The following is a 6,369-nucleotide window of genomic DNA, read 5'->3' as shown; positions in this document are numbered from 1 at the left end:
TATGTTTTCGTTAATGGCGTGTGCAATTTCTCCTAATTCATCTTTGGAATGTACATTTATAGTATTTGCAGAATTTGACTTATAATTTAAATAATCAAAAAAGCTAAGTAAGCCTTGTTTAATGTGTTGTAAAGGCTTTAATACATAATTTGTCATCATGTAAATAGCAATACCTACAATTATAAGCATAATTAAAGATATTATAGTATTTTCAAAGGCTATTTTATTTATAGGTCCTTCAAAGCTATCAAGGGAGCGGGTTAAACAGCCCATAGAAGTAGAATTTCCTAAAAAGCCACAAACGCCCATTCTTTGTGTACCATTTGCCCTTCTATAATAAAAAGGCACTAAATTTCCATGTTCTTCTCTTGCTTTAGTTAGCATAGGAATATTTGGATTATCATTAAAAATTAAGCTTGCATCTGTTGATAAAAAGGTGATTTTATCTTCATCAAAGACAAATATTCTACCACCTCTTACCAATTGACCTATTTCATTAAACTCATTTTGTAAATCACTCAAGGTCATATCCACGCCTAAAACTGCTATTAATTTATTATTATTATAAATAGCCTTTGAATAAGTAATAACAGGCACTTTTGTATCTGAGTCTTGATAAACCTTAGTTTTGTAAACACCTTTTGTATTTAACGCACCCTTAAACCATTCTTCATTCCTAGCATCATAACCTGTGTTATTGTTTGTGCCAGGTCCTTCTTCATAATAATTTACCCCATCTTTTTCTGAAAGACTATCAGAACCTATAAAGGCACCATTTTCAAAGCCTAAATATACGCCAAAGGCATGAGAGCCATCTTTATAAGGCTTTAACATATTCTTTGTAAATTCCTTTAAAGCATAAGTTGAATTTGCATTTTTACTGATGTGATTGTAAATTTTTTCAACTAAAGCTATATTACTTGAATCAAAGCTACTTATCGTAGTTAAGGCCGCTGAAAGCGTGTCAGATTCTGATTGACCTCCTAGGTCAAACATTGCTTTTTTGCTTTGATAATACGAAAAACCAGATATAGCGGTAATACAGATAATTACTAGGGCTATAACTACTATAATTAGTTTGTTTTTAATACTTGTTACAATATTCATGTCTTAATCCTTAAAATATAAATACTTGTTAAATTCTAAGTATAGCTAAATTAACTCAAAAAAACAAGATAACAACATTTATCAAATGTTTTTAACTTGATTTAAGACTGATTAATTTTGTGAAAAAATATAATTTTTTTATGCATTTAAGCTTTTTTTGTTTTTAAACATACTAAAATAAAATTTTTTTTAAAATTTCATAAAATTTTAAGGATAGGCAATGAAATTAAGGGTTGGAGTTTTGGGTGCTAGTGGATATGTTGGAAATGAACTTATTCGCCTTTTATTGCGTCATAAAAATGTAGAAATCACTTACATAGGCTCACAAAATAATGTAGGAGAAAATTACGCTTCACTTTGTCCAAATACGCCCCTAAATTTAAGCTTTGAAAATGAAAATTTAGAAAGAGTAGCTGAAAAAATCGAACTTTTATTTTGTGCAACACCTCATAATTTTACAGCTTCAATTTTAAATGAAAATTTGCTTAAAAAAATAAAAATTATAGATTTAAGTGCTGATTATAGGCTTAAAGAAAGTTTAGATTATAAGCTTTGGTATGGCTTTGAACATAAGAATTTAAAGCTTTTAAAACAAGCAGTTTATGGGCTTTGTGAACTATATGAAAGGGATATTAAAAAGGCTAAATTTATAGCAAATCCGGGTTGTTACACGACTTGTTCTATTTTAAGTTTGTATCCTTTGATAAAAGAAAATTTAATAGATTTAAATTCTATTATAATTGATGCAAAAAGTGGAGTAAGCGGGGCAGGTAAGGGTGCCAAGATAGACAATTTATTTTGCGAGGTAAATGAAAATTTCAAAGCCTACGCCCTTACTTCTCATAGGCATACCCCAGAGATTGAAGAACATTTAAGCAAGGCTGCTAAGACAAAATTAACTTTGCAATTTAGTCCTCACCTTGTGCCTATGCAAAGAGGAATTCTAGCTACTTGCTATGCAAATTTAAAGACTGATTTAAGCGAAGAAAAACTAAGAAAAATTTATGAAAAGCATTATAAAAATAAGCCCTTTATTAGAATTTTGCCAAGTAAAATTTGGCCTCAAACTAGGTGGGTTAAAAATACGAATTTTGTGGATATAAATTTTTGTATAGACAAAAGGACTAAAAAAGTTTTAGTAGTTGGTACGCTTGATAATTTAATTAAAGGTGCTTCAGGACAGGCTGTTCAAAATATGAATTTAATGTATGGCTTTGATGAATGCGAGGGGCTTGATAATTTAGCAAATTTATAAGGACAAACAATGGATATTAGACCTATGCAAAAAGATGATTATGATGGAGTTTATAAGCTTTGGTGCGAGATTAAGGGATTTGGGCTTAGAAGTATTGATGATAGCAAAGAAAACATAAGTCGTTTTTTAGACAGAAACCCAAATTTAAGCGTGGTGGCCGAAGAAAACAGGCAAATAATAGGTTCTATTCTTTGTGGGCATGATGGAAGAACGGGTGGTTTTTACCATGTTTGTGTTCATCCAAATCATAGAAAAAAAGGAATAGCACACGCAATGACTAGATTTTGTCTAAATGCCTTGAAAGAAGAAAATATTAATAAAATTGCTCTTATTGCCTTTAAAAGCAATGACTTAGGGAATGAATTTTGGAAGCATTATGGTTTTACTTTAAGAGAGGATGCAAATTATTATGATTGGTCCTTAAATGAAAATAATCAAACAAATTTCAATCATTAAGGCTAGATTATGGAAAAATATTTAGAAAAAGCTAGTGTTTTAATACAGGCCCTGCCTTATATAAGAAAATTTAATTCTAAGATTATTTTAATTAAATATGGTGGATCTGCTATGGAAAATGAGGACTTAAAACGTTGCGTTATGCAAGATATAGCCCTTTTAAAGCTAGTTGGCTTAAAGCCCGTGATTGTCCATGGTGGAGGTAAGGATATATCAAATTTATGCTCAAAACTTGGCATAAAAAGTGAATTTAAAAATGGACTTAGGATAAGTGATGATGAAACAACTGCCATTGCTGAAATGGTATTAAATCGCATAAATAAAGGACTAGTACAAAACTTAGAATATCTTGGCGTAAAAGCAATAGGCATTTGTGGCAAGGATGGAGGGCTTTTAAAATGCGTTAAAAAGGATGAAAATTTAGGCTTTGTAGGAAAGATTGAAAGTGTAAATATCCAAATTTTAAAAGAACTTTTAGAAAAAGATTTTTTACCTATAATTGCACCTTTGGGAATGGATGATAATTTAAATACTTATAATATTAATGCTGATGATGTAGCCTGCGAGGTTGCTAAGGCTTTAAAGGCTGAAAAACTTGCATTTTTAAGCGATATTGAAGGACTTTATGAAGATTATAGCGATAAAAATTCTTTAATTTCTCGTATTGGCACTAAAAAGGCAAGGGAATTAATTAATAAAATTCAAGGTGGGATGCTAGTAAAATTAAACTCTTGCATAGATGCTTGTGAAAATGGGGTTAGACGCGTACATATCTTAGATGGACGCGTAAAACATGGTTTGTTGCTTGAAATTTTTACAGATGAGGGCATTGGCACCTTAGTAGTACAAGAAGGACAATAATGAATTACAAAGATGAAAGCCACTTAATAGGCACTTATAAGAAATTTCAAATTGTTTTAAAAAGAGGCGATGGGGTTTATTTGTTTGATGAAAACGACAAAAAATATTTAGATTTTTCAAGTGGAATAGGCGTTTGTGGGCTTGGCTACAATAATATTTATTTTAATAATGCCTTAAAATCACAAATTGATAAGTTAATCCATACAAGCAATCTTTATTATCACGAAAATATAGCAATGGCAGCTACAAATTTAGCCAAAGCAAGTGGTCTTAAAAGTGTGTTTTTTACAAATTCAGGCACAGAAGCCATTGAAGGGGCTATGAAGGCAGCTAGAAGATATGCTTATAATAAGGCCATTAAGGGTGGGGAATTTATAGCCTTTGAAAATTCCTTTCATGGAAGAACCCTTGGGGCCTTAAGCTTAACAGCCACAAAGGCTTACAAAAAGCCATTTAAGCCACTTATTAAGGGTGTGAAATTTGCTAAATTTAATGATATAAAAAGCGTTAAAAAATTACTTAGCAAAAAAACTTGTGCCATAATCTTAGAAAGCGTTCAAGGCGAAGGTGGCATAAGAGTGGCTCAAAAAGAATTCTATCAAGATTTAAGAAAGCTTTGCGATAAAAAAGATTTAGTATTAATAGCCGATGAAATTCAATGTGGAATGGGGCGAAGTGGGAAATTTTTTGCCTTTGAGTATGCTGATATAAGACCTGATATTCTTGCAAGTGCAAAGGCTTTAGGCTGTGGGCTAAGTGTTGGGGCCTTTGTTTTAAATGAAAGGCTTAGCAAGGATTCTTTAATGTTAGGCGACCATGGAAGCACTTATGGAGGAAATCCGCTAGCTTGTGCTGCTATAAATGCTGTGTTTGATATATTTTCAAGTGAAAACATACTTAAAAATGTACAAGTTCTAACTCCTATTTTAGAAAATAAACTAGATAGCTTAAAGGCTAAATTTAGCTTTATTAAAAGCAGACAGGGTTTGGGCTTTATGCAAGGATTAAGCTTTGATAATAGGGTAAATGTTTCAGATATTTTAAGCAAGTGCCAAGAAAAAGGACTTTTGCTTTTAAAATGTGGACAAAATGACCTTCGCTTTTTACCACCACTTATTAGCAAAGAAGAACACATTAATAAAATGAGTGAAATTTTAGAAGCTGTTTTAAGGGAAGTTGAGTGAGTTTATAAGCTAAATTTAAAAACACGTCTATCTTAAAACTTATATCCTAGAAACAAAACTCAAACTAAATAAATTTTAATACTTTTGATATAGAGATAAGTTTACCACAATAGAAGGTTTTAGTAAGGAAATTTTTAAATAAATTGGTAATAAAACTTAAACTTTCATTCCTATAAAAAAGTAATAAAAAGCTTATTAGCTATAAATTATAAAATTTCACTACAAAGTCATATTTAGCTTAGTAACGTAATATATGCTGTTTTAAGTTATGGTAAATATCACTTATATAGTTATAATTATCTTAAAATAATAAATTTAATTTTTATTATTTATAATTAAATTATTATTTAAGTTTATTATAATATAATGTGAAGTTTTAATTTATTTTAAGGATTGTCAATGAGCTCACTATCAATCGGTAAAAAACTTTCTTGTTTTATTTTACTTATTATGGTATTTGTGTTAGGTGTAGTTACGATTTTTAACTATAAACTAACTGCTAATGAGATTAGGTCTTTGTTTAAAACGATTCAGCAAGAAGCACTTGTAGCTTCATTTACTACGATTAATATCACAATGAACATAGAAGCTAATCAACATTTAAAGGCTATAGTTAAAGAACTTGAAAAGCTTGATAAATACAATGTGGTTGGTCAAAGAGAGGTTTTATTTAAAGCTTCTGATTTGATTAAGTATCCAGCTTTATATATAGTGTATGAAGATGACGGGGCTGTTATCTTGCAAGATTATGATGAAAATAAGCCAAATACTTATCTATCTCCAAATTTTAATAATACTCCAGGGGATGATTGGAGACAAAGGGATTGGTATGTAAAAACTAAGCAAAAAAATACAGGTATTACAACCTCAGTTTATACTTCAAAAAGTGGAATTCATGCTGGTAAATTGCTTTCAACGGTGACTATGCCCTTAATAAAAAATGGAAAATTTATAGGTGTTTTAGGTGTGGATATTTTCGTACATGACTTTCAAAAACGTTTTGAAAATTTTGAAACCCATATACTTCCTAGCTTAGATATTTATTTAACAGATGATACAGGTAGAATTTTTTCTCACAAGGACCCAAAAATCGTAGAAAATACGAATTTATATCCTCAAGAAATTAAACTGCTTGAAGAATTAAAAACAAAAAAAGAGGGCGAATTTATATACATCGATACTAATGGCTTTGAAAGACTTGGCTTTTATAAGCAATTTCCTTTTGGCTGGACTGTGGTAAGTGCTGCTAAGATTAAAGATTACACAGATAAAACAAATTCAGACCTTTTTTACACCGTTGGTGTATCAGTTGTTATGCTAGTTATTGCTATCTTATTGATTTATTATATTATCAATAAGATAGTAGGTTGGAGACTTCCTATTTTAGTAACCTCTTTAAATACTTTTTTTAAATTTTTAAATCATGAAAATGTTACCATTCATCCTATTAAAATAAAGGCTAAAGATGAATTAGGGGCTATTGGAGAGCTTATAAATGAAAATGTT

Annotated in this window: 6 protein-coding genes; 5 read left to right on the top strand and 1 reads right to left on the bottom strand. The window is 30.3% G+C overall.

Translation table 11 applies throughout. The annotated features are described in order from the left end of the window. On the bottom strand, positions 1 to 1,107 hold a 1,107-nt coding region (locus FMM58_RS01150), incomplete at its 3' end, for a cache domain-containing protein (protein ID WP_150180303.1). 220 nt (positions 1,108 to 1,327) lie between these two features. Between FMM58_RS01150 and argC the strand changes: the two genes are divergently transcribed. The 5 genes from argC to FMM58_RS01125 all read left to right on the top strand — a co-directional run. Then, entirely contained in the window at positions 1,328 to 2,362 is a 1,035-nt protein-coding gene (gene argC / locus FMM58_RS01145) for an N-acetyl-gamma-glutamyl-phosphate reductase (protein WP_150139450.1), read from the top strand. Between the two features lie 9 nt (positions 2,363 to 2,371). Continuing rightward, positions 2,372 to 2,818 carry a GNAT family N-acetyltransferase gene (locus tag FMM58_RS01140; protein ID WP_150139448.1) on the top strand — a complete coding sequence of 149 codons (447 nt, stop codon included), beginning with the start codon at positions 2,372 to 2,374 and terminating at the stop codon, positions 2,816 to 2,818. 9 nt (positions 2,819 to 2,827) lie between these two features. Further along, entirely contained in the window at positions 2,828 to 3,679 is an 852-nt protein-coding gene (gene argB / locus FMM58_RS01135; protein ID WP_150139446.1) for an acetylglutamate kinase, read from the top strand. Beyond that, on the top strand, positions 3,679 to 4,863 hold the full coding sequence (locus tag FMM58_RS01130) for an aspartate aminotransferase family protein (protein ID WP_150180302.1): 1,185 nt from the start codon (positions 3,679 to 3,681) through the stop codon (positions 4,861 to 4,863). The genes argB and FMM58_RS01130 overlap by 1 nt, the downstream gene beginning before the upstream one ends. A 399-nt stretch (positions 4,864 to 5,262) precedes the next feature. Further along, a partial coding sequence (locus FMM58_RS01125) for a cache domain-containing protein (RefSeq protein WP_190317916.1) occupies positions 5,263 to 6,369 on the top strand: 1,107 nt, incomplete at its 3' end.

Source organism: Campylobacter sp. LR291e (assembly GCF_008633915.1).
In the GTDB taxonomy this organism is placed as follows: Bacteria; Campylobacterota; Campylobacteria; order Campylobacterales; family Campylobacteraceae; genus Campylobacter_D.
Note: the sequence above shows the minus strand (reverse complement) of the source record. Positions and strands in the feature narration are given on the sequence as shown.